The sequence below is a fragment of the Azospirillum sp. B510 genome (genome assembly GCF_000010725.1).
GTDB classification, from domain to species: Bacteria; Pseudomonadota; Alphaproteobacteria; order Azospirillales; family Azospirillaceae; genus Azospirillum; species Azospirillum lipoferum_B.
In genome coordinates this window covers 575308-598388 of record NC_013857.1, presented here as the reverse complement: position 1 = coordinate 598388, position 23081 = coordinate 575308, and the positions used below count along the sequence as shown (strand labels likewise).

General features: G+C 67.0%; 15 protein-coding genes and 1 pseudogene. 8 read left to right on the top strand and 8 right to left on the bottom strand.

The genetic code is table 11. The features are described from left to right. Positions 1–81: 81 nt before the first annotated feature. The 3 genes and pseudogenes from xdhA (at position 82) to xdhC (ending at position 4792) form a co-directional block, all read left to right on the top strand. Positions 82–1578 (top strand): xanthine dehydrogenase small subunit, encoded by a 1497-nt coding sequence (xdhA, locus tag AZL_RS27005; RefSeq protein WP_012977576.1) that lies wholly within the window; start codon positions 82–84, stop codon positions 1576–1578. After that, positions 1571–3971 (top strand): annotated as a pseudogene (xdhB, locus tag AZL_RS27000) (xanthine dehydrogenase molybdopterin binding subunit). Before xdhA ends, xdhB begins: the two are co-directional and overlap by 8 nt. Next, the gene (gene xdhC, locus AZL_RS26995; protein WP_042445739.1) at positions 3968–4792 is read left to right on the top strand and encodes a xanthine dehydrogenase accessory protein XdhC; all 825 of its coding nucleotides are present in this window, start codon (positions 3968–3970) and stop codon (positions 4790–4792) included. Before xdhB ends, xdhC begins: the two are co-directional and overlap by 4 nt. A gap of 37 nt (positions 4793–4829) precedes the next feature. Here xdhC and AZL_RS26990 read toward each other — a convergent pair whose 3' ends face one another. The 5 genes from AZL_RS26990 to AZL_RS26970 all read right to left on the bottom strand — a co-directional run bounded on the left by AZL_RS26990 (position 4830) and on the right by AZL_RS26970 (position 9244). Then, the gene (locus tag AZL_RS26990; RefSeq protein ID WP_012977574.1) at positions 4830–5618 is read right to left on the bottom strand and encodes a diguanylate cyclase domain-containing protein; all 789 of its coding nucleotides are present in this window, start codon (positions 5616–5618) and stop codon (positions 4830–4832) included. Continuing rightward, positions 5615–6541, bottom strand: coding sequence for a sensor histidine kinase (locus tag AZL_RS26985; RefSeq protein WP_012977573.1), 927 nt, complete (start codon positions 6539–6541; stop codon positions 5615–5617). The genes AZL_RS26990 and AZL_RS26985 overlap by 4 nt, the downstream gene beginning before the upstream one ends. Before the next feature lie 20 nt (positions 6542–6561). Further along, entirely contained in the window at positions 6562–6936 is a 375-nt protein-coding gene (siaC, locus tag AZL_RS26980) for a biofilm regulation phosphoprotein SiaC (RefSeq protein ID WP_012977572.1), read from the bottom strand. Between the two features lie 20 nt (positions 6937–6956). Continuing rightward, positions 6957–7502, bottom strand: coding sequence for a SiaB family protein kinase (locus AZL_RS26975; protein WP_012977571.1), 546 nt, complete (start codon positions 7500–7502; stop codon positions 6957–6959). 62 nt (positions 7503–7564) lie between these two features. Then, positions 7565–9244, bottom strand: coding sequence for a SpoIIE family protein phosphatase (locus AZL_RS26970; RefSeq protein WP_148219662.1), 1680 nt, complete (start codon positions 9242–9244; stop codon positions 7565–7567). Positions 9245–9816: 572 nt separating this feature from the next. Here AZL_RS26970 and AZL_RS26965 point away from each other — a divergent pair. The 4 genes from AZL_RS26965 (at position 9817) to AZL_RS26950 (ending at position 15234) form a co-directional block, all read left to right on the top strand. Then, entirely contained in the window at positions 9817–10605 is a 789-nt protein-coding gene (locus AZL_RS26965) for a substrate-binding periplasmic protein (RefSeq protein WP_247894502.1), read from the top strand. Positions 10606–10740: 135 nt separating this feature from the next. Further along, positions 10741–11514: a response regulator transcription factor gene (locus tag AZL_RS26960; protein WP_012977568.1), complete on the top strand. Its 774-nt coding sequence runs from the start codon at positions 10741–10743 to the stop codon at positions 11512–11514. 85 nt (positions 11515–11599) lie between these two features. Continuing rightward, a complete protein-coding gene (polA, locus tag AZL_RS26955; protein WP_012977567.1) occupies positions 11600–14518 on the top strand; it encodes a DNA polymerase I in 2919 nt (972 codons plus the stop codon). A gap of 131 nt (positions 14519–14649) precedes the next feature. Then, a complete protein-coding gene (locus AZL_RS26950) occupies positions 14650–15234 on the top strand; it encodes a hypothetical protein (protein ID WP_012977566.1) in 585 nt (194 codons plus the stop codon). A 27-nt stretch (positions 15235–15261) separates the two neighbouring features. Here AZL_RS26950 and AZL_RS26945 read toward each other — a convergent pair whose 3' ends face one another. After that, positions 15262–16851 carry a hypothetical protein gene (locus AZL_RS26945; RefSeq protein WP_042445927.1) on the bottom strand — a complete coding sequence of 530 codons (1590 nt, stop codon included), beginning with the start codon at positions 16849–16851 and terminating at the stop codon, positions 15262–15264. Between the two features lie 280 nt (positions 16852–17131). Here AZL_RS26945 and AZL_RS26940 point away from each other — a divergent pair, with 280 nt between their 5' ends. Then, positions 17132–17380 (top strand): hypothetical protein, encoded by a 249-nt coding sequence (locus tag AZL_RS26940; RefSeq protein WP_042445733.1) that lies wholly within the window; start codon positions 17132–17134, stop codon positions 17378–17380. A gap of 147 nt (positions 17381–17527) precedes the next feature. Here the strand turns inward: AZL_RS26940 and AZL_RS26935 are convergent, their stop codons facing one another. Both AZL_RS26935 and AZL_RS33650 read right to left on the bottom strand, forming a co-directional pair. Beyond that, complete coding sequence (locus AZL_RS26935) at positions 17528–18850, bottom strand: HlyD family type I secretion periplasmic adaptor subunit (protein WP_012977564.1); 1323 nt, start codon at positions 18848–18850, stop codon at positions 17528–17530. 41 nt (positions 18851–18891) lie between these two features. Next, positions 18892–22983: a peptidase domain-containing ABC transporter gene (locus AZL_RS33650; RefSeq protein ID WP_148219661.1), complete on the bottom strand. Its 4092-nt coding sequence runs from the start codon at positions 22981–22983 to the stop codon at positions 18892–18894. Positions 22984–23081 lie beyond the last annotated feature (98 nt).

The following is a 23081-nucleotide window of genomic DNA, read 5'->3' as shown; positions in this document are numbered from 1 at the left end:
TTCCCGCGCTGCCGATCTGGTGACAGACTGAACGTCAGTGAAATACTGCGTCACACCGTCACAAGTTCATCGGGAGCAGCCATGCGCCAGCGCCTCCGCTTCTATCTCGGCGACGAACTTCGGGAGATCGACGCGGTCGATCCGACCCTGACGGTTCTGGATTGGCTGCGGCTGTCGGAACGGCGGGCCGGCACCAAGGAGGGCTGCGCCGAGGGCGATTGCGGCGCCTGCACCGTGGTCGTCGGGCGGCTGGATGGCGACACGCTGCGCTACGAGGCGGTGAACGCCTGCATCCGCTTCCTCGCCACGCTGGATGGCTGCCGGCTGCTGACGGTGGAGCATCTGAAGGGGCCGGACGGCGCGCTGCACCCGGTCCAGCAGGCGATGGTCGATTGCCACGGCTCGCAGTGCGGCTTCTGCACGCCCGGCTTCGTCATGTCGCTGCTGGCGCTCTATCTGAACGAGGAGCGGCCGGACGGGCGGCGTATCGACGACGCGCTGGCCGGGAACCTGTGCCGCTGCACCGGCTATGAGCCGATCGTCCGCGCCGCCCATGCCATGTATGATCTCGGCGACCGCCAGAGCGACCGTTTCGCCGACTGCGCGGCGATGGCGGAAAAGCTGAAGGCCCTGCGTGACGAGGAGATCCTCGGCATCGGGGCTGACGGGGGGGCCGGCGGGGAGGCCGGCGGGCGGCGCTTCCTGGCGCCGGCCACCGTGCCGCAGTTGGCGCGGCTCCTGCTCGACAACCCCGGCGCCACCATCGTCGCGGGGGCGACCGATGTCGGGCTTTGGGTGACCAAGTTCCAACGCGTGCTGGCGACGGTGATTTATACCGGCCGGGTGCGCGCCCTGCGGCGGATCGAGGATCGCGGCGACGCGCTGGTGATCGGGGCCGGCGTCACCTACAGCGACGCGGCGGATCGGATCTCCGTGCTTTATCCTGATTTCGGCGAGCTGATCCGCCGCATCGGGGCGGAACAGGTGCGCAACATGGGCACAATCGGCGGTAACATCGCCAACGGTTCCCCCATCGGCGACACGCCGCCGGCGCTGATCGCCTGTGGCGCCACCCTGCGGCTGCGCCATGGCGACGAGACGCGCGAGCTGCCGCTGGAGGAGTTCTTCATCGACTATGGCAAGCAGGACCGCCGCGCGGGCGAGTTCGTCGAGGCGGTGATCCTGCCCAAACCGGCGGCGGATGCGCGGTTCCGTGCCTACAAGATCGCCAAGCGCTTCGACCAGGACATCTCCGCCGTCTGCGGCGCCTTCCGCCTGACGCTGGATGGTGGTGGGCGGGTGGCCGACATCCGCATCGCCTTCGGCGGCATGGCCGGCACGCCGAAGCGCGCCAGCGGGGCCGAGGCGGCGTTGTCGGGCCAGCCCTGGACCGAGGAAACCGTGCGCCGGGGAATGGCGGCGCTCGCCGGGGACTATGCGCCGTTGACGGACTGGCGGGCCAGCGCGGGCTATCGCTCCATGGTGGCCGCGAATTTGCTGATGAAGCTTTATATCGAGACCAGCGACCCGGCGGCGGAGACCCGTCTGGTCGGTGACCGGAGGCTCGCCCATGCCTGACGCCATGGCACCTGACGCAACGACGCCCGTCTCGCCCATTCCGGGCCGGATCCGGGGCGGCGTCCATGACGCGCACCGGCATGAGAGCGCGCACAAGCATGTCAGCGGCGAGGCGGTCTATGTCGACGACATCGCCGAACCGGCCGGGCTGCTGCATGTCTATCTCGGGTTGAGCAGCCGGGCGCACGCCCGCGTCAGCGCCATCGACCTGTCGCCGGTCCGGCGGGCGCCGGGTGTGGTGGCGGTCTTCACCGCCGAAGACGTGCCGGGGGTGAACGACATCGGCTGTATGGGCAAGCATGACGAGCCGCTGTTCGCCTCGGCCCTGGTCGAGCATGTCGGCCAGCCGCTCTTCGCCGTCGCCGCGGAGACCCGCGATCAGGCCCGCCGCGCCGCCAGGCTGGCGGTGGTGGAGTATGAGGATCTGTCGGCCGTCCTCACCATCGCCGCCGCCCGCGACGGTGCCCCTGACGGCACACGCACGCTCGTTACCGCGCCGATGACGTTGCGGGTCGGTGACGCTGGCGCGGCGCTGGCGGCGGCACCCCATCGTGTCGAAGGGCGGCTGGCCGTCGGCGGGCAGGAGCATTTCTATCTGGAAAGCCAGATCGCCATGGCGGTGCCGGGCGAGGATCAGGAGGTGCTGATCCATGTCTCCACCCAGCATCCGACCGAGGTGCAGCATATCGTCGCCCATGTTCTGGACGTGCCGGACGCCATGGTGACGGTGGAGGTGCGCCGCATGGGCGGCGGTTTCGGCGGCAAGGAGACGCAGTCGAACCTGTTCGCCGCCTGCACCGCCCTGGTCGCCAGACGCACCGGCCGCGCCGCCAAGCTGCGCCCCGACCGTGACGACGATTTCCAGATCACCGGCAAGCGCCATGATTTCGAGATCGACTACCGTGTCGGCTTCGACGGCGACGGTTTGATCCAGGGCGTGGACATGCTGTTCGCGGCACGGGCCGGCTATGCCGCCGACCTGTCGGGGCCGGTGACCGACCGGGCGCTGTTCCATGCCGACAATGGCTATTTCTATCCGGCGGCGCGGCTGGAATCGCTGCCGCTGAAGACCAACACGGTGTCCAACACCGCCTTCCGCGGCTTCGGCGGCCCGCAGGGCATGGTCGCGGCGGAACGGGTGATCGACGAGATCGCCTTCGCGCTCGGCAAGGACCCGCTGGAGATCCGCAAGCGCAACTTCTACGGCTGCGATCCCGAGACGGACGGCCGTAACCTTACGCCCTATCACCAGACCGTCACTGACAATATTCTGCCCGAACTGGTGGCGCAACTCGAGGACAGCAGCGGCTACTGGACACGGAGAGAGGAGATCCGCGCCTTCAACACCAAGAGCCGCATCCTGCGCAAGGGGCTGGCGCTGACGCCGGTGAAGTTCGGCATCTCCTTCACCGCCAGCCATTACAATCAGGCCGGCGCGCTCGTCCATGTCTACACCGACGGCAGCATCCAGCTGAATCATGGCGGGATCGAGATGGGGCAGGGGCTCTACACCAAGGTCGCCCAGGTGGTGGCGGAGGAGTTCCAGGTTGACCTCTCCACCATCCGCCCGACCGCGACCAGCACCGGAAAGGTGCCCAACACCTCGGCCACCGCGGCGTCATCGGGCTCCGACCTGAACGGCAAGGCGGCGCAGGCGGCGGCGCGCACCATCAAGGACCGGCTGGTCGCCTTCGCGGCGGAAAACTGGGGCGTTTCCTCCGATGCGGTTCGGTTCGAGCGCAACCGGGTGCGGGTCGGCGAGCGCGACATGGGCTTCGCCGATCTGGTGCGTGCCGCCTATATGGCGCGGGTGCAGTTGTCGGCCACCGGATTCTACAGGACGCCCAAGATCCATTGGGACCGTGCCGCCGGGCGCGGCACGCCCTTTTACTATTTCGCCTATGGCGCCGCCTGCGCCGAGGTGACGGTGGACACGCTGACCGGCGAATATGTCGTCGACCGGGTGGACATCCTGCATGACTGCGGCCGGTCGCTGAACCCGGCCATCGACAAGGGCCAGATCGAGGGCGGCTTCGTCCAGGGCATGGGCTGGCTGACCATGGAGGAACTGTGGTGGGACGGGCAGGGTCGCTTGCGCACCCACGCCCCCAGCACCTACAAGATTCCGGCCTGTTCCGACCGTCCGCGCATCTTCAACGTGGCGCTGCTGGAGAATGCGCCGAACCGCGAGGACAGCATCTTCCGCTCCAAGGCGGTGGGCGAACCGCCCTTCATGCTGGGCATGTCGGTGTTCCATGCCCTGTCGGACGCGGTGGCGAGCGTCGCCGGCCATCGGCTCTGTCCCCGGCTGGACGCGCCCCGCCACGCCGGAACGGGTGCTGGGTTGCATCGCGGCCTTGCGGGAGCGGATGGCGGCGTCCCCGCAGCCATGACGGCCCTCTCCGTCCTGCTCTCCGACTGGCTGTCGCGGGGTGCCCCCGCCGTGCTGGTCACCGTCGCCGAGGCGCGCGGCTCTACCCCGCGCGAGGAGGGGGCCGGCATGCTGGTGGGGTGGGAGAGCTGCGCCGGCACCGTCGGTGGCGGCCGGCTTGAATGGACCGCCATCGCCGCCGCTCGGCGGATGCTGGAGGATGGACCGGCCACCGCGACGCTCGACCTCGCCCTGGGGCCGGCGACCGGGCAATGCTGCGGCGGGCATGTCGTGCTGCGGCTGGAGCGTGCCGATGACCGCACGCTTGCCGGTCTGCGGGAGAGTGAGCGGCGGGCGATGGCGGCGCGTCCCACCTTGCTGCTGTTCGGGGCCGGGCATGTCGGGCGGGCCATGGCGACCGCCTTCGCTCCGCTGCCGCTGCGCGTGCTGTGGATCGACGGACGGATCCAGGAGTTTCCCGATAGGATCCCGGCGGGGGTGGAGCGCCTTCTGACCGATAACCCGCTCGACCCGCTGGCGGCGGCGCCGGCCGGGTCCGGCTATCTGGTGCTGACCCACAGCCACGCGCTCGATTTCGAAATCACCGAGGCGGCGTTGCGCCGTGGTGACGCCGCCTATGTCGGCATGATCGGCTCGGCGACCAAGCGGGCCAAGTTCGAGCGCTGGTTCCGGGCGCGTGGCCGTGACGCGGCCGCGCTGGATCGGCTGACCTGCCCGATCGGCGCCGCGCTCACCGGCGACAAGCGGCCGGAGGTGATCGCCGCCCTGGCGGTGGCGGAACTGCTGGTGGCGTTCGCCGGAGCGGCGCGGAGAACCGGTTGAGCCCATCGAAGCATCCGGTCACCTTACGGTCCAGGCATCAGGCCGCGGCGGACCACCGGTTGCGGCCGTTGCGTTTGGCGACGTACAGGGCGTCGTCGGCCGCCTGGATGCAGGCGTCGGCCGTCCCCCCCGGCTGGTAGGCGGCGACGCCGAGGCTCAGCGTGATGGCGATGCCGTGACCCTGGTGTTCGATGGCGGTGTTGGCGACGAGCTCCCGCAGCTTCTCGGCCACCGCTTCGGCTTGAAACTGTTTGGCATCCGGCAGCAGGATCAGGAACTCCTCACCGCCCCAGCGGGCGCATAGATCGTGCGTACGCAGGTTCCGCCGCAGAAGGCAGGCGGTCTCGACCAGAACATGGTCGCCAGCGGCGTGACCGAAGGCGTCGTTCACCTCCTTGAAATGGTCGATGTCCACCATGATGAGCGCGAAGCTGCCGCCGCTGCGTCCGACGCGGCACAGTTCCGCTTCCAGCCGCTCGATCATTTGACGGCGGTTGGGCAGGTCGGTCAGCGGATCGGTCTGCGAGGCGGTATGCAGCGCGCGCGCCATCTGGCGGGTATCGGTCTGCATGCGGTCGCTGATCTTGGCGATCTTGGTCAACTGCCGCATCAGCTTCATATGCTCGTCGGCGAGCGCGCGGAACTCACTCATCAGCGGATGAGAGGCATACTCCTCATTCTCGCCAAGCCGGGCGAGCCAGTCCTGAAGTTTTTGTTCCTGGAGCATCATGCCCACCGTTCCCCGCCGCAAGGCCCAGCGCCTGGGCAAGCCCGTCATCGTCGTGCCAGTCGATCGACCGTCGCCCGTGCCTTCGGCGCCGGTCATGACGACGTCTCCGTCACCACCCCGGCCGCGACCGTCGATGTGGCGGCCGGGGCGGCGGCCGGGTCCGTCGCCTGCGCGGCTGGAAGCCGCACGGTGAAGGCCGATCCCCGGCCCGGCTCGCTCACCACCGAAATGCTGCCGCCATGGGTATCCACGATGCCGCGGGCTAGATGGAGACCGAGCCCGGCACCCGTCGTTCCGGCGGCGTTGGACGCCCGGAAATACTTTTCGAACAGCCGTGTCGCGTCGGCCGCATTGACACCGATTCCCTGGTCCGCGATCCGCACCGTCACCTGACCGTCACCGCTGGAGAGATCAAGGCGGATCGTTCCCCCGTTCGGCGAGTATTTGATGGCGTTTTCCAGCAGGTTGGAAAAGACCACGGCCAAAAGATCGCAGTCGCCCGGGATCGGCAACGGCCGATCGAAGCCATGCTGTTCGAAGCGATGGTTGCCGGTGGTCCCCCGCAGTTCGGCAACCAGTCCGGTCAGCATCGCCGCAAGGTCGAAGGCCATCGGCCGCGCCGCCGCGGTGCCCAGCCGGTCGTCGGCCAGACCGCGTTCGATCAGATGCAGCGTCCGTTGGACCGCGTTGCGGATCTTGGCCACCCGCGGCATCGCCGAGACCGGCAGCTTCGGCTCCATCTCCAGGAGTTGCGACGCGCTGTCAATAATCGCCAGGGGTGTACGGAACTCGTGACTGACCATCAGCACGAACTGACGTTGTTGGCGCGCCATGTCCTTGGTCTCGGTCTGCAAGCGGTCGCTGATCTTGGCGATCTTGCGGAATTGGCGCAAAAGCTTGGCATGCCGGTCCGCCAGTTTCTGGAATTCCGCCAGCAGTGGATTGTCGGCATTGGCCGGATCCTCGGCCAGCCGCTGAACCCATTGGCGAAGCTCCTGTTCCTGCGACCGCATCGTCATCCCGGATGCTCAGCGCGCCATCAATGCGCCAGAATTTCGAAAGGCAGAGAGACGTCCTCGGCGAATTCCTCCGCCATGTCGAGCGCGCGGTCATTGTCGCTGTCGTAATGCCAGCGCACCGAAACCGCCTGTCCCTTCTGGTGGGCGCCATCCAGCATCTCCAGCACGTCGATCATGCATTTGATGCTGCTGGTGTTGAGGTAGCTCAGCCCGATGTCCAGCACCACCGTCGGCGCAGGTGTCATCAGGTATTCTTCCAGCCAGTTGAACACCGGCGCATAGAAGTCGAAGGAATTTTCCGGATAGGACTCCCCTTCGATGCGCAGGAGTCCGGCCTCTGGATCGAAATCGATCAGGGGCGAGCAGGAGGTTGCCTCGATCCGCAAGCTGTCCATTATGCGTGTTCCGTGAATTCTTATAGCTGCACTTCAAGGCTGAAGAAGAAATAGGCATCGTCCACCGCGCGCACCGAATATTCCAACGGCCGCGAGGCCTTGCGCGCCATGTCGATCAGCCCCAGGCCGGCGCCGCTGGCACCGGACTCGCGGGGTTTGCGGGACTGCTCCTTGTAGGCGGCCTTCAGGCCGGCCTTGTCCAGTCCGCGCAATTTCTCCAGCATCGCCGACAGGCCGGGGACATCGTCCGCCTCGACCAGATTGCCGGAACTCACGACATAATGGTCGTCCTCCTTGCCGATCACCACGATGCCGCTGTTGGCCGGGATCGGCCGGCCCAGCGCCTCCCGCGATGCGGTGTAGTTCCGGACATTCTGGGCCTGCTCCACATAGACGGAGAAGACGTCCATGATCGCCGACTTCTCGATCCGCTCATTTTCCAGATGGTTGCGGACCGCCTTGCCCAGCTCCTCGATGACGCTGTGGCTGAAGGGGCCACTGAAGCAGATCAGCAGCTTTTGCCGCGACAGCAGTTCCTGTAGGTTGAAGAGTTCGTTGCCTTTCATCGTACCTTGACGACCTGCCTTACGGGTGGATGGGGTGTGATGAAGATGAGCCGGCGGTCATGTCATGCCGGTATCGGGCCGATATCGGGGGACACCGCGGGGGCGGCCGGGGAAACGGCGAAGCCGACCAGGGTGATGTCGTCGCGTTGGGCCCGGTCACCCTGATGATCGGCCAGCGCTTGGGCGAAGGCGGCCCGGCGCTCGGCCATCGGACGGGCGTTCTGTTCGAGCAGCATGGCGCCGAAGCGGCGGTTGCCGAAGCCGAAGCCACGCGCACCTCCGGCCTGATCGAGGAAGCCGTCCGTGGTCAGGTAGAAGCTGCGGCCCGGCACCAGATCCACCCGATGGGTGGTGAAGCGGTGGCCGATGTCGGAGCGGCGATAGCCCAGGCTCTGCGGGTCACCCTTGATTTCCCGGATCTCCTCATGGACACGCTGACCATCGTCCGCGCCGGTGTCGGGATCGACGATGTGAAGCCCGATCCGGCCGCCGGCGAACAGCAGGTCACCCTGGTCCGGCCGCACCAGGCACAGCCCGATGTCCAGGCCATTGTCGAAGCGCGGGTTGTCTCGCCCGCGGGCGAGTGCGGCGCGCACCATCCGGTTGAGCCCGCCCAGGATCGCCGCCGGGTCGCTGTCGGGAATCTCCGACAGCACATGGTCCAGAATGGCGGACACCGTCATCGTCATGAAGGCGCCCGGCACGCCATGGCCGGAACAGTCGGCGACGCCGATCAGGAAGCGGCCGCCCTCCAGTTCACGGAAGATGTGGAAATCGCCGCCCACCACGTCGCGTGGCCGCCACAGCACGCACAGCCCGTCGAGATGGCGGGCCATCTCCCGTTCGTCGGGCAGGATCGCCGACTGCAGAAGGCTGGCATATTGGATGCTGTCCATCACCTGACGGTTGACGACCGCGAGCTGCTCGTTGGAGTGGCGCAGCTCCTCCGTCCGTTCGGCGACGCGCTGTTCCAGCCGCTCGGTATAGCCGTGTACGGTCTCGGCCATGTGGTTGAAGGCGACGGTCAGCTGGCCGATCTCGTCGGCGCGGCTGTTGCGCAGGCGAACGCGGTAGTCTCCGGCTGCGATGGCGCCGGCGGAGCGGGTGAGCCGGGCCAGCGGCGCCAGAACCAGCCGGTTCAGCAGCAGGCTGATCATGCCGATCACGGCGAGCAGCGAGAAGAAGACCAGACCGGCCATCGGGGCCAGCGCCGTCATCGTGGCGCTTTCCGCCTCCTCCAGCGAATAGGTCAGGCGCAGCAGGCCGACCAGCGTGCGCTCGCCATTGCTGTCGGACATGGCGATCTGCCGCTCCACCGTCGCCAGTTCGGCCCGGCCGGCCGGGCGGTCCAGCGCCACCAGCGGTTCGCCATGGCCGCCGCGGCCGCCGGACGCCGCCCAGACCTTGACGCTGCGCACCGCCGGATCCTCGGCCATCAGGCCGCGGATCATCGCCTCCACCGCGCGGGTGTCGAATTCCCATACCGCCTGGCCCATGGCGGAGGCCTGCAGCGTGCCGACCAGCGTGGCGCGGTGGGTCAGCGCGTCGCGTTGCTGCCGGCCGACCAGGACGGATGACACGCCAATGGCGATCACTCCGACCATCAGCGTGCAGCCGACGATCATCAGGATGACGCGGGTCAGCAGTGACGAGCCGCCGGAATGGACGTCGCCGCCCGTTCCACGAGGGCCGGCACCGCGAAGCGTGTAGGATTCGGTGTCGTCCCATCCAGTGACGCTCATCCACATCCTCCTGACCCGGGCGATCGGGCGTCTTGCGTTCAAAGCGGGTCTCATGGCTGTCCCGGTCCGGCCGTCCGGGCCCACCGTAGTCCCGCATCCATCGGTAAATCCACCCCAGCGTGCAAAACTCCGACGGTCATTCGGACCGGCCGAAGCATATGGCGCGCAGCGGGTATGAGACTATCCATAGCACAAGCACATCTGTCAGTCCTGAAATAATATTCGGCAAAGGACTGGTTTGTTGCCAGCATGAATATGGAAAAAGGCTGCGACCGGAGACGGTCGGCGACCAATCCCGTCCAATTGCGACGAACTGTGACAGGCGCGGTGCGTCGATTGCGGAAGCACTTCCTGAACGCGGATTTTTGATGGACGGGCGTGCCAGCACCCATGTTACTCTCCAGCACAGCTCTCCTATAGTAAAACCACTGGTTGGGACTCTCTGTCGCGGAGTGCGAATGATGACGTTCATTAAACGTGCATTCGGTGCCTGGGGAGGCGTTTCTAGCTACCTTGCCGCCATGATCCGGATTGCCCCTGTCCCTGTCCCCGCGGCGGCCGCTCGGGTGACGATGGTCCTGGTTGCGATGGCGTCGCCCGCCGCCGCGCGTCCGGTGACGGTGCTGGCCCCGGAACTGCCGCCGATGATGACCGTCAACGGCACCGGGCGCGAAGCCTCGATCATCGCCGAGACGCTGGCGGTCTGCGGTCATGAGGCGCGTTTCAAGGTTGTTCCCGTCGGACGCCACTGGAATGATTTCCGCGACAGCGCCCAGGGCGGTGGCCAAGCGGGCGCGCCCGAGGTCGATGCCGTTTCCACGGTTCCGGCCAACATGGAGATGCCGGGTGCGCGGTCCGTTCCCTACATCACCTACCAGAACGGGGCGTCGGTTCTGAAGAGCAGCGGTCTGGTGGTACGGTCGCTGGCCGATCTGGCGGGCAAGCGCGTCATCACCTTCACCGGCGCGCCGGACGTGCTGCCCGGCCTGCGGGAAGCGATCCCGAGCTTCGGTGATTTCCGCGAGCGCGCCGACCAGATGGTGCATTCCAACCTGCTGTTCGCCGGCCGGGTGGACGCGGTTCTGGCCGACGGCCTGATCTTCGCCGAATACAACCGCCAGCTCCAGGAAAAGGCGAAGTCGCCCGGTGGCCTGCCCTTCGATCCGGCCCAGCCCGTGCTGTTCACCGCCATCTTTCCGCCCACGCCCTACAGCGTGGTGTTCCGTGACGAGTCGCTGCGCGCCGACTTCGACCGCTGCTTTGCGCAGCTGAAGGCGAAGGGGCGAATCGACGCCATCGACCGCGAATGGGTCGCCCGATACGCGGCGACGGTCGGTGATCGCTATCTGCCGCAAAAATGAGCGGCCGCAAAAATCGCGTGGACGGATCAGCGCGTCGCGCGGACAGGGGGCGGCCTGTCATCTTATAAGGATTGCGTAACCCATTCCGGTGTTTAAGATAACCTCATACAAATGTGAATGGGGGCGTGGGACGTCGTGGCCCGGGTCATTGTGGTCGAAGACGAATCCGATCTTCGTGACGATCTTGTCGAGTATCTCGACCGATGTGGATTCGACGTGCGAGGAGCGTCGCGCGGTGCGGAGCTGGATCGGCTGCTGGAGGAATGCCAGGCGGACGTCATCGTGCTCGACATCAACCTGCCGGACGAGGACGGCTTTTCGGTCGCCCGCCGCGTCCGAGCCCGTTCGCCCGCCGCCATCATCATGCTGACGGCGCGATCCGGTCTGATCGACCGCGTCATCGGGCTGGAACTGGGAGCCGACGTCTATTTGGTCAAGCCGGTCGATTTCCGCGAAGTGGAGGCCCAGATCAAGGCGCTGGTGCGCCGGATGCAGAAGGGTGCCGGCCCGCAGGTGACCGCGGAACCGTCCTTCGCGGTGGTGGGCGCCGTTGCCGTGCCCGTGGCCCTGTCACCGGATGCACGCAAGGCCTGGGTGTTCGATGACATCGAATGGCGCATCCAGCCGCCGACCGGCGGTGCCGTTCCGTTGACCGCGACGGAGTACAAGTTCCTGTCCCTTCTGGTCACCGCCCCAGGTGAGCCGGTGAGCCGCCAGGACATTTCCGTGGCGCTGACCGGCCGCGATTGGGATCCCTACAGCCGCTCCATCGATTCGCTGGTCCGCCGCCTGCGCATCAAGGTGGAGGAGCGCAGCGGCTGCGCCCTGCCGGTCCAGGCGGTGCATGGCGTCGGCTATGCCTTCGTCGGGCCGGTGGTGACCAGTGCTGTGGAGGATGGTGCCTCCTGAGACGGCTCCGGCCCGGTCTCGACACTCGACTCCGGCCCGTCCTTCGGCGATGGTAGCGCCCGCAAGGAAGGGATGAGAGACGATCATGACCGCCGATACCGCTGGCGCCGCCGCCACTCCAGAAACCGTCACCGGTCCCGCCAGCTCCGGTGGCGACGGCAGCGGCCTGTATCTGGTCGACGGCTCCGGTTTCATCTTCCGCGCCTTCCATGCGCTGCCGATGCTGACGCGGCCGGACGGCACGCCGGTCAATGCGGTGCTTGGCTTCTCCAACATGCTGCTGAAGCTGCTGGCCGACGCCAAGGCGGAGGCGGTGGCGGTCGTCTTCGACAGCAAGCGGCTGAATTTCCGCAACGAGTTCTATCCCGACTACAAGGCCCACCGCCCCGAACCGCCGGAGGAGCTGAAGCCGCAGTTCGCCCTGATCCGCGAGGCGACGGAGGCGTTCTGTCTGCCCTGCCTGGAACTGGAGGGTTACGAGGCCGACGACCTGATCGCCACCTACGCCCGTCTGGCGCAGGAGGCCGGGCGCCCGGTGACCATCGTCTCGTCCGACAAGGACCTGATGCAACTCGTCCGTCCCGGAATCGGCATGTTCGACCCGATGAAGAACAAGGCCATCGGACCAGACGAGGTGTTCGAGAAGTTCGGCGTTCCGCCGGAAAAGGTGGTGGATGTCCAGGCGCTGGCCGGCGACAGCGTCGACAATGTTCCAGGCGTGCCCGGCATCGGCGTGAAGACCGCCGCCCAGTTGATCACCGAATATGGCGATCTGGAAGCTCTGTTGGCCAATGCCGACAAGATCAAGCAACCGGCCCGCCGCCAGAAGCTGATCGAGTTCGCCGAGCAAGCCCGCATCTCCCGCCGTCTGGTCCGGCTGGACGACCGGGCACCGCCGCCCAAGCCGCTGGACGAATTGCGCGTGCGCGAGCCGGATCACCGGAAGCTGATCGACTTCCTGAAGGCCCAGGGCTTCCGCAGCATCGTCTCCCGCGTCGAGATGGAGATGCAGAAGGATGGCCGCATCGCCGATGGCGCCGGCTCGGCGCCTGTGGTGACCACTTCGGCGACGCCTTCCGCTCCGCCCGAGAATGTTTCGACCGATGGGACGGCCGACACCCAGGACCATCCGGTTCGAAAGACGGTGCTGCATGTGCCGGAGGTGCGTTACGAGCTGGTGCAGGACGCCGATGCGCTGCGCCGCTGGGTCGAACGGGCGCGCGAGACCGGGCGGCTGGCGGTCGATACCGAGACCGACAGCCTGACCCCGGCCACCGCCACGCTGGTCGGCGTCTCGCTGTCCACCGAACCGGGCATCGCCTGCTACATTCCGCTGGCGCACAAGGCGGAGGGAAGCGCCGCCGCCGGCCAGCTCGACTTCGACGCCCCGCCGCCGCCGGCGCAGATCCCGGCGGCCGAGGCGATGGCGATCCTCAAGGATGTGCTGGAGGACCCCTCGGTCCTGAAGATCGGCCACAACTTCAAGTTCGACCATCAGCTGTTCGGCCGCAACGGCATCACGGTGTCGCCGGTGGACGACAGCATGCTGATCTCCTACGTGCTGGAGGGCGGTTCCCACGGCCATGGCATGGACGAGCTGGCGGAACTGCATCTCGCCTACACGCCGATCCCCTTCAAGGAGGTCTGCGGCACCGGCAAGAACCAGATCACCTTCGACCGAGTGCCGCTGGACAAGGCGCTGGCCTATGCCGCGGAGGATGCCGACATCACGCTGCGGCTGTGGACCCTGCTGAAGCCGCGGTTGGTCGACAGCCGCATGGTCACCGTCTATGAGACGCTGGACCGCCCGCTGGTCCCGGTGGTGGCCAACATGGAGCGGGAGGGCGTGCGCATCGATCAGCAGGCGCTGGCCCGCCTGTCGCAGGACCTGTCCGTCCGCCTTGCCGAGATCGAGAAGGAGGTCCATGCCCTTGCCGGCCAGAGCTTCAACATCGGCTCGCCCAAACAGCTGGGAGAGATCCTGTTCGACACGCTGAAGCTCGGCACTGGCAAGAAGGGCAAGACCGGCGCCTATTCCACCGACAGCAGCGTGCTGGAGGAGCTGGCGGAGCAGGGCCACACCATCGCCCAGCGCGTGCTGGACTGGCGGCAGCTCGCCAAGCTGAAGAGCACCTACACCGACGCGCTCCAGGAAAAGATCTCTCCCGTCACCGGTCGGGTTCACACCGCCTTCGCGCTGGCGGCGACCAACACCGGCCGCCTGTCCTCCACCGACCCCAACCTCCAGAACATCCCGGTGCGGACGGAAGAGGGCAGGAAGATCCGCCGTGCCTTCGTCGCTTCGCCCGGCCACAAGCTGCTGAGCGTCGATTATTCGCAGATCGAGCTGCGTCTGGTGGCGGAGATGGCGGACATCCAGGCGTTGAAGGACGCCTTCCGCGACGGTCTGGACATTCACGCCGCCACCGCCGCCCAGGTCTTCGGCATCCCGCTGGCGCAGATGACGCCGGACATCCGCCGCAAGGCCAAGGCGATCAATTTCGGCATCATCTACGGCATCTCCGGCTTCGGGCTGGGCCGTCAGCTCGGCATCGCGCCCGGTGAGGCCAACGCCTTTATCAAGACCTATCTGGAGCGCTTCCACGAGTTGAAGGTGTGGATGGAGGCGACCAAGGCCTTCGCCCGCCAGCACGGCTATGTCGCGACCCTGTTCGGCCGCCGCTGCTACATGCCCGGCATCCAGGACAAGAACGCCGCCCGCCGCGCCTTCGCCGAGCGTCAGGCCATCAACGCGCCGATCCAGGGCACCGCCGCCGACATCATGAAACGGGCGATGAACCGGATGCCGGATGCCCTGGCGGCGGCGGGGAGCAACGCCCGCATGTTGTTGCAGGTGCATGACGAACTGCTGTTCGAGGTGCCGGAGGCGGAGGTGGACGACGCCGCGCGCATCGTCCGCGAGGTGATGGAGGGCGCGGCCCATCTCGGCGTTCCGCTGGTGGCGGAGGCCGGGATCGGCGACAACTGGGAGGAGGCGCATTGAGGGGGAGGGCGGCCTCCCCGCCGGCTTTTCCTCCCGCTGCCAGTCCGACGCCCGCAACATATTGAGCCTGCATCGTTATGTGTGTTAGCCCCGACCAATCGAAACGATCCTTTTGATGAGGAGGGGGTGGCGTGGCTTCCGTTGCCCAGACGATCGCATTCGCTCCGGTTGAAACCCGCCGCGCCCTGGTCTATGCCGCCTTGTCGCGGAGTCCCGGGGCGATCTCCAAGAAGATGGAGGTGGACGCCGTCGAGACGTCGATCGACCGTCTCAGGCGGGTGCTGTTTCCCTGGATGGTGCTGGATTTCCGCTCGGAGCCGACGAAGACCAAAGCACTGTGCATCTTCAAGATGTTTCTCGGCGATCGGGATGACGACAGCGCGGCCTACGCCAAGCTCGCCAGCGAAATGAAGACGGTCGAGCAGAACTCGGATCTCGCAAAGAGCATGAGCTGGTTCAAGCGCGTCAAGACGTCGAAATCCCGCACCGTCGACGGCAAGATCTTCGACGACATGTTCCTGCTGCATCTGGAAAGCGATCCCAAGAACATCCTGAGATACCAGATGAACCAGGAAATGTTCGATCAGATCCTGCGCACGCCGCCGACCATGAGCCAGAGCAAGGATCTGCTGGCCGCCGTCCGCAAGATCCGTCAGACCTGCAAGGACGCCGGTTTCGACCTAAAGAATCTCGGGTTGAGCGACAGCTTTACCTGATCGGCGCCGGTCCGCAACCGGCCCGGATCAGGCCCGTTGCGGTGTCGGGCCGATACCGCGCTGCTGGGCGGCGTCGAGCAGGCTGACGAGCTCACCCGACACCCACCAGCGGCAACGGCGGCGCTCCTCGGTCGCGACGGTGACGACGCGTTCGATCAGCCTGTTTTCCCCGGCCTTCAGCTCCCGCCCATCGCGCAACGCCCGCTCGCTGATGGTCAGGAGGGTCTTGTCGATTGCCGTTACCTCGATGGGATAGCCGGTCTCCTCCGCCAGTTCGCACAGATCGGCCATGGCTGCCAGCGCCTCTTCCCGGCCATAGGCGCCAATCTGCCGGAACAGGTTGGCCAGATGCTCGCCGATGGCCGGCAGCCAGGGGTTGGTGGAGGCGCCGATGCCGCGGCGGCGCAGGTGGTGATTGAAGCCGTTGATGAAGCGCACCTGATCGATCAGCGGCCGGGTCAGCGAACTGGCGTTCAGAACCAGCAGCCGGTGGCTCAGCACCGGCACGACCTCGCCCTCTACCAGACCGGTTGTCCGGCCGACTGCGGCCGACACCGGCGCCCAGCCGCGGCCACCACGTTCGATCCCGAATCCCTGCAAGGCATCAAACCAGCGGAAGGCGCGTTCCTGTAGCCGGTCCACCGACTCGCCCCCGGTCAGTTGCGGCGGGATGGGGCGGCCAAGATGCAGGCCCTCCATCTTCTGGCGCAGGCATTGCCAGGCGAACTGGACATGACCGATCGCCGCCTCGACCAGAGCCGGGCCGGGGGACATGCCATAGAGCGCCAGCGCCTGATCGGCATCGCGCGATCCGTTGATCAGCGACAGTGCGTAATAGGTGGGGCCGTCGGTGCCACCCATGCCGGCATCGGTTGCACCGGCAATGGTCGCGGCACGCTCCGCCATCATCGATACGCTGTGCAGAATGCCGATGGTGTCGCGCGGACGGACGGCGCCCCTCCACAGCGGCGCATGCTCCAGCATGGCGTCCAGCATCGCGAGATCGCCCATCGACAGCGGAGCGACCCCCGACAGCCCGCGCTTGCGCAGCAGGGTCAGCCGTTCGGCGTTGGCGGTCGCCAACAATGGTCCGGCCCCGCCGCGCTGACGCAAGACCGCGAGCGAGCGGACGCGAAGCTCCTCGGCCCATTCCGCCGCGGCGGGGGAGGCAAGGACGGTGTCCAGGGGATGTTCCCTGGCGCGGCTGGCGACGTCGTCCTGGACCCGCCCGGCAAGCTCGCGCAGGTGTGGCAGCAGAGCGAACCACCAGGCGCTGGCATCGGTCACATGCATGCAGCCTGGAGGGCGGCTTTCCGCCAGCATCAGCGCGTCGGTTCGCAACATCACCGGGTCGAACCAGCCGGTCCAGATCCGGCGCGCATGTTCGGTGCGCGGGCCGTTCAGCATGGCGACGATCAGACGACCGACCTCGACCGTCATCTGGTCGTCCTCCAGATGCCCGGCCTGAACCAGTTCGAACAGTTTGGACTTCTGCGCGCGGTCCAGCGGCGCCAGGATCGCCTTGACCTTTTCCAGGCTGACGGCTGCCTGATCCGGCTCCACCGCGTGAAGCGGTACGGTCTGAAGGGAGGCGCTGCGGTTGGGGCGGCCGGCCATGGCGTTCACGGGCGATGCTGAATCGTGACAATTTTAGATACTGGTGGCCATGATTGCTACTGGCATGTCGTGACATATTCTGTCGAGCTGTGTCGCCCGCCTGCCCGAGCCGTCGGACTTGAATGTTGCCGCTTTTTGGTACGAACCGAAGGCACTTGAAACCAGATGTATCGAATGTCTTTTAAATTTATTTCATTTAAGCGCTAAATAGCGCTTTCACACCCGGTGGCCTCGAAGCCATTATCGGCACAGGCATCGCGTCCAGCATCAAGGTGCTTCCATGACACCTCAGGCCATCGTCGACACCACCCCCAGGTTGTTCCACGTCATGACCCAAGTCGATTCCCGCAAGGCTGGACAGGCTGTGGACGACTTCGTCGCCCATCTGTCAATGCCGGGTCTGCCCGACGATGCGCGCGCCGAGGCTTACGAGGCGGCGTTGAAGCATCTGATGGGATACCTGATCCAGAATGAAGGTTGGCTCGCCGAGGAGTTCACCGCGACCGCCCGGTCGCTCGGCGCCTACTGACCGTTCGCCATTCCGCATCAGGCGCGCGTCCATTCGCGAACGCAAAGAGGCCGCCAGTCCGGATCGGGACTGGCGGCCTCTTTGCGTTCGCGGCTTCCCATCCGCCCTCGGAGAGGGCGCGGCGGGTGAGGGCGCCGCGCGCCGCCCTCACCGTTCGTTGAAGCTGTCGGACAGGGCGAAGTAGATCGGCTTCAGCAGGTATTCCAGCAGCGATCGCTCGCCGGTCGCCAGCTCGACCTGGGTGGTCATGCCGGGCAACACCGGATGCCGGGCATCGTCACGGCCGACATGGTTGCGGCTGAGCGCCACGACCGCCTTGTAATAGGGGCGACGCTGTTCATCGAGGAAGGTGGTGGCCGAGATGCGCTGAAGCGTGCCCGTGATCGCTCCATAGCGGGCGAAGTCATAGGTCAGCACCTTCACCGTCGCCTCCTGCCCGACCTGGAGATGGCCGACGTCGCGCGGGGTGACATGCGCTTCCACCGTCATTTCATGGTCGACCGGAACGATCTGCATCAGGACGCCGCCTTCCGGCACCACGGCGCCGATGGTGTTGACCCGCAGGTCCTGCACCAGCCCGCGCACCGGCGACAGCACGGAAAGGCGCTGGACGCGGTCGTCCAGCTTGCCGCGGGCCTCGCGCAGCTGGGCGATCTCGGCGGTGACCGTGCCCATTTCGTTCACGGCGTCCTGTGACAGCTTGGCCGACTGGTCGAGGATGCGGTTGCCGGCCTCGGTGATCGCCTGCTGCGTGGCGATGAGCTGCCCTTCGATCCGCCGCTGCTCGCCCATCAGGCGCGACTGTTCGCGTTGGGTTTCCAGCGATTGCAGCTTTGACGACAGCCCCATCGATTCCAGCTTGTTGCGGATGTCGACCGATCCGGTGATCAGCGCGATCTGGTCCTTGATGTTGGCGAGCTGACCCTGATAGAGCGCCAACTCCGCCTCGCGCTGGGACACCTGGGCGCGCAGCACGGCGATGGCGGTGTCGCGCGCCTGGCGCTGGGTCTCATAGATCAGGCGCTGGTCGGCGATCTGGGCTTCCGTCTGCGGCGAGTCGGGTCCGGCGACGCCGGCGAGGTCGGGAGCCCGGCCGGCGGCGAAGGCGCGAAGCCGCTCCGCCCGCAGTTCCAGCGTCAGCAGGCGCGCGTTCATCTGCTCGCGCTCCGCCTGGACCTGCTTGGGATCGAAGACGACCAGCGGCTGCCCGGCCTCCACCAGATCGCCTTCCTTCACCAGGATGGACGACACGATGCCGCCTTCCAGATGCTGGACCACCTGGGCGTTGCCGGACGGCACCACCTGGCCGGCGGTGACGACCGCCTCCCTGACCGGCATCAGCGTGGCCCAGGTCAGCAGGGCGGCCATCAGCAAGACCAGCACGACGATGGTGGCGCGGACCAGCGACAGCGTCGCGTCGTCGGCGCTGAGCGACTTGCCGGTGGGGCGGGCGAGGTCTGAAGCGATCATGATGCGGTTCACAGTCGAAGCGGGAGAGGTGTGGGGCGGACTCAATGTTGCGGCGTGGCGGCGATGCCGGACGGGCGTTGCAGCCCAATCCCGCCCAGCAGCGCCCCGGCGATGCCATTGGCGACGCTGTTGCCGCCGCCTGGACCGACCGGGCGGGGGCCGGGCAGGCCGCCTGCCGGATTGGCTGGAGCGATCATGCCGGCGTCCATTGTCAACACCATGTCCGCCAGCGTCAGGTGGCTCGGCCGGTGCGTGACCAGGAAGATGGTGCTGTGTCCGCGGAGCGTCGCCAGCGCCGCATGCAGAGCCTTGTCTCCCTCGAAGTCCAGCCGGCTCGCCGGCTCGTCGAGCAGCAGGATGCGCGGGCGGCGGATATAGGCGCGGGCCAGACAAATCTTCTGCGTCAGGCTGGGCGACAGGCGCAGCGACTGGTTGTCGCCGATGCGGGTGTCGAGCCCGCGCGGCAGCGCCTCCACCTCGTCCAGCGCGCCGGCCAGAGAGAGAGCCCAGCGCAACTCGGACTCGTCGGCGGTCTGGTCGGCGAAGCGCAGATTCTGCTCGATGGTGCCGTAGAACAGCGAGCTGGCCTGCGGCACATAACCGATGGACTTGCGCAGGTCGATCGGGTCCATCTGGCGGATGTCGACGCCGTCGATCCGCACGTTGCCGGCCTGCGGCGCATAGAGCCCCAGCATCACCTTCAGCAGTGACGATTTGCCGGCGCCGTCCGGTCCGACGATGGCGACGATCTGCCCCGGCTTGACGGTGAAGGTCACGCCGACCAATGCCGGATCGGCGTCGTTGCGGTAGCGCAGCGACACGCGGGACAGGGACACCTCGCCTTTCAGCTTGCGCGGCGGCAGGGTGGCGCAACGTGGCTCGCGCTCGGGCCGGATGTTCATCAGGCTGTTGATCTGGCGGGCATTGGCGCGCAACTGCTCGACACGCGGCAGCATCGAGACCGCGGTCTGCAGCGGCACCATCACCCGCCACAGCAGCATCATCGACGCCATCAGCGCGCCCGGCGTCATCGTGCCGGCGAAGACCTGCATGGCGCCGACCCCGACGGTCGCCAATCCGGCGACCGGCACCACCAGCCCGGCCAGCGCCGCATGGGTCGCCGACAGGTTGGCGGCGCTGTGGCCAGCGCGCGCGGTGCGGGCCGACAGGCGGTCGTAGCGGTCGCGCCAATGGGCCAGCCCGCCGATGGCGCGCAGCGCCGGCATCTTGGCGACCATCTCGACGAAGAATTCCTGGCGCTCCGTGTCGGCCCGCGCGGTGGTGCTGGTACGGGCGCGCACCAGCGGGTGGACGGCGGCGCCGATGGCGGCTGTCACCAGCACGGCGGCCAGCGGTACCAGCGCCAGCGGACCACCCAGCACCCCCATCACCCCGAGATAGAGCAGGGCGAAGGGCACGTCGAACAGGGCCGCGACCTGACCCTGGCTGATGAAATCGCGGATCGATTCCAAATCCTTCACCCGGGCGATCTGGGTGCCGATGGCGGCGCGCTCGCTCATGCCAACCGGCAGCATCAGAATGCGTTCGATGGTGGCGTTGCTGATGCCGCGCGCGATGCGCGATCCGGCATGCGCCAATGCCCGGCCGCGGATCTGCCGCAGGGCGAAGTCACCGGCGACGACCAGGGCCGCGCCGACGGCGATGGTCGCCAGCGTGTCGAAGGATCCGGTGCCGATCACCGTGTCGTAGACCGCCATGGTGAAGAGCGGGGCGGCGACGGACAGCAGATTGATGACGGCGCTCAAGCCCAGCACCGCCCACAGCAGCGGCAGATAGGCTTGGATGACCGTTCCGACCCAGTTCTGGGTCCCGGCGCCAGCCGCCGTTTCCAGCGGCGTGAAGAGATAGGCGGTGCCCTTGCCGGAGGTCAGCGTCACCGTTTCGCGCGCCTGGCCGCTGAAGGCGGTGACGCCGCCGGCATCGACGGAGAGCAATGTGAAGATGCGGCCATCGCGGTTGCGGAACAGGCAGGGTAACAGCGACGGCTCGATCCGTGTCAGGTCGAGTTGCAGGCTGCGCCCATCGAAATGCAGGCGCTGGAGCACGTCGCACAGCTCCTCCACCGTCTGCACCTCCGAGAAGTGGGGCAGGGCCTCCGCCAGAGTCTGCGGCGCTCCGCGCCAGCCGAGCGCGTCCAGCAGCGGCACCATGCAGGCGCCGACCGCGGAAGCCTGTGCCAGCCGGCGGCGCAGGATGTCGGCATCGTCATGGGCGGCGCGGATCGGCTCCGCATCGATCCTGCTTTCGCTCTCGGCTTTGGCGGCTTCTGCCGGGGTGCTGGCGACCAGGGTCGGCTGCCCACCGCCCTGGGCACCCTCCATGGCAGGATTTCGGGTCACCACATGGCCGTCGACGATCTGGATCACCCGGTCGGCCAGCGACAGCAGCGACGGGCGGCTGGTGACCAGCAGGATGGTGACGCTGCCGCGCAGCTCTTCAAGCGTGCGGCGGAATGTCTTGTCCGACTCGACGTCGAGGGAGGAGTTGGGCTCGTCCAGCAGCAGAACGGCCGGTTCACGGACCAGCGCGCGGGCAACGCAGATCATCTGGCGGGCGCCGCGCGGCAATGCCTCCTGCGAGGCGTCGCCGACGATGGTTTCATAGCCCTGCGGCAGGCTGGCGATCCGGCGGTCGAGACCGAGGCGCCGGCAGACCTCCATCGCCAGATCGGCCCGGCCGGGGTCGAACAGCGTCAGATTTTGCAGGATGGTGCCTTTGAACAGCTCCGGCTGCTCACCGACATAGACGATGCCGCCGATGCCGGTCATGGCGTCGGCACTATCCGGCAGGGCGCGCACGCCGACCCGCACTTCGCCCGCGGATGGACGCAGCACGCCGAGAATCAGGCGCAGCAGGGTCGTCTTGCCAGAAGAATTGGTCGCCACCACGCCCAGGAATTCGCCCGGTCCGACGCTCAGAGACAGGTCGCCGAGGATCTCCGGACCGCGCTCGTAGGCGAAGCGGACTTTGTCCATCTCGATGGACCCGGGGGCGAGAGGCGTGGTCATGGACCGGTCGTCCTCGGTCCGCTCGACCCTGTTGTGGCGGTCCGTGCGCGACTGTGGTGCCGCACCATCGGAATCGACCTCCAGAAGAACATGGCCGATGCGGCGCAGCGCCAGCGAGACCGACTGGTACCGCACCCAGCGATCGAACAAAGCCTGCACCGGCTGGACGCAGCGCCCGGCCAGCATCGAGCAGGCGGTCAGCACGCCGGTCGTCATCGCCCCGTCCATCACCGGGATGCTGCCCAGGATGACCACCAGCATCATGGTCGCCTGGGCCAGCGTCCCGGCGAGCACCGATGCGGAGCCGCTGAGCCGGGCGACGGTGAAGTCCTCCTCGCTGCAGCCCTGCTGCAACCGCTCGTGACGGCGCAGCAGGCCGGCTTCGGCTCCCAGTCCCTTCACCGTATGGACGCCGCCCAGCACCTCGCTGATGAAGTTCAGGCGCCGCTCCTCCAGCGTGTGCCGGCTTTCCAGCGCCCGGCGCATCCGCCGGCCCAGCAGGGCGGCGGCGATCAGGAACAGCCCGAGCACCGCCACCGGGATCAGCGCGAGCCAGCCGGCCAGCAGCGCGATCAGGCCGAGATAGAGAGCAGCGAAGGGGATGTCGATGGCCGATTGCAGCGCCTGGCCCGAATAGAATTCCCGCACCATCTTGATGGCGCGGTAGACCTCGAAATGGGTGCCGATGCCCTGCTGTGAAAAGGTGTTCAGCGGCATGTGCATCAGCCGGTCGATCAGCGATGCGCTCGACTGGTGTTCGATCCTGGCACCCATCCAGGTGGTCAGCGCCGACCGCGCCACGCGCAGGACGGCCTCCATCACCGCCGCGGCACCACAGCCGAGGCCGAGCAGAAGCATGGTGCCGTAGGACTCGTTCGGCAGGATACGGTCATAGACGTGCAGCAGCGTGACCGGAAGCGCCAGTCCGAAGATATTCAGGGCGAAGGAGGCGAGAACCAGCATCGCCCGGTCACGCCGCGGCCCCAGCATGCCGGACAGCAGGCGCCGCGCTGCCTTTTCGGCCGCCTGGTCACGGTCGGACGCGGTGGCCGCCGATGGGGCGGATGCTGTGGCATTTGGATGGGGCGGGGCTGCGGACTGCAAAACGACCGAACCTGTTCACTGGGGTATGTGGACGCATAATCAACACCACAGTTGCTAGTGATGGGTAAATCAGCGAATAGCAACAAATGGCGACCAGG

Coding starts and splice junctions, on each gene's coding strand:
- AZL_RS26940 (WP_042445733.1), top strand. CDS start 17,132: ATGACACCTCAGGCCATCGTCGACACCACCCCCAGGTTGTTCCACGTC.
- AZL_RS26935 (WP_012977564.1), bottom strand. CDS start 18,850: ATGATCGCTTCAGACCTCGCCCGCCCCACCGGCAAGTCGCTCAGCGCC.
- AZL_RS26970 (WP_148219662.1), bottom strand. CDS start 9,244: ATGAGCGTCACTGGATGGGACGACACCGAATCCTACACGCTTCGCGGT.
- AZL_RS26985 (WP_012977573.1), bottom strand. CDS start 6,541: ATGACGATGCGGTCGCAGGAACAGGAGCTTCGCCAATGGGTTCAGCGG.
- AZL_RS26975 (WP_012977571.1), bottom strand. CDS start 7,502: ATGAAAGGCAACGAACTCTTCAACCTACAGGAACTGCTGTCGCGGCAA.
- AZL_RS26990 (WP_012977574.1), bottom strand. CDS start 5,618: ATGACCGGCGCCGAAGGCACGGGCGACGGTCGATCGACTGGCACGACG.
- AZL_RS26945 (WP_042445927.1), bottom strand. CDS start 16,851: ATGGCCGGCCGCCCCAACCGCAGCGCCTCCCTTCAGACCGTACCGCTT.
- polA (WP_012977567.1), top strand. CDS start 11,600: ATGACCGCCGATACCGCTGGCGCCGCCGCCACTCCAGAAACCGTCACC.
- xdhC (WP_042445739.1), top strand. CDS start 3,968: ATGACGGCCCTCTCCGTCCTGCTCTCCGACTGGCTGTCGCGGGGTGCC.
- AZL_RS26965 (WP_247894502.1), top strand. CDS start 9,817: ATGGTCCTGGTTGCGATGGCGTCGCCCGCCGCCGCGCGTCCGGTGACG.
- siaC (WP_012977572.1), bottom strand. CDS start 6,936: ATGGACAGCTTGCGGATCGAGGCAACCTCCTGCTCGCCCCTGATCGAT.
- xdhA (WP_012977576.1), top strand. CDS start 82: ATGCGCCAGCGCCTCCGCTTCTATCTCGGCGACGAACTTCGGGAGATC.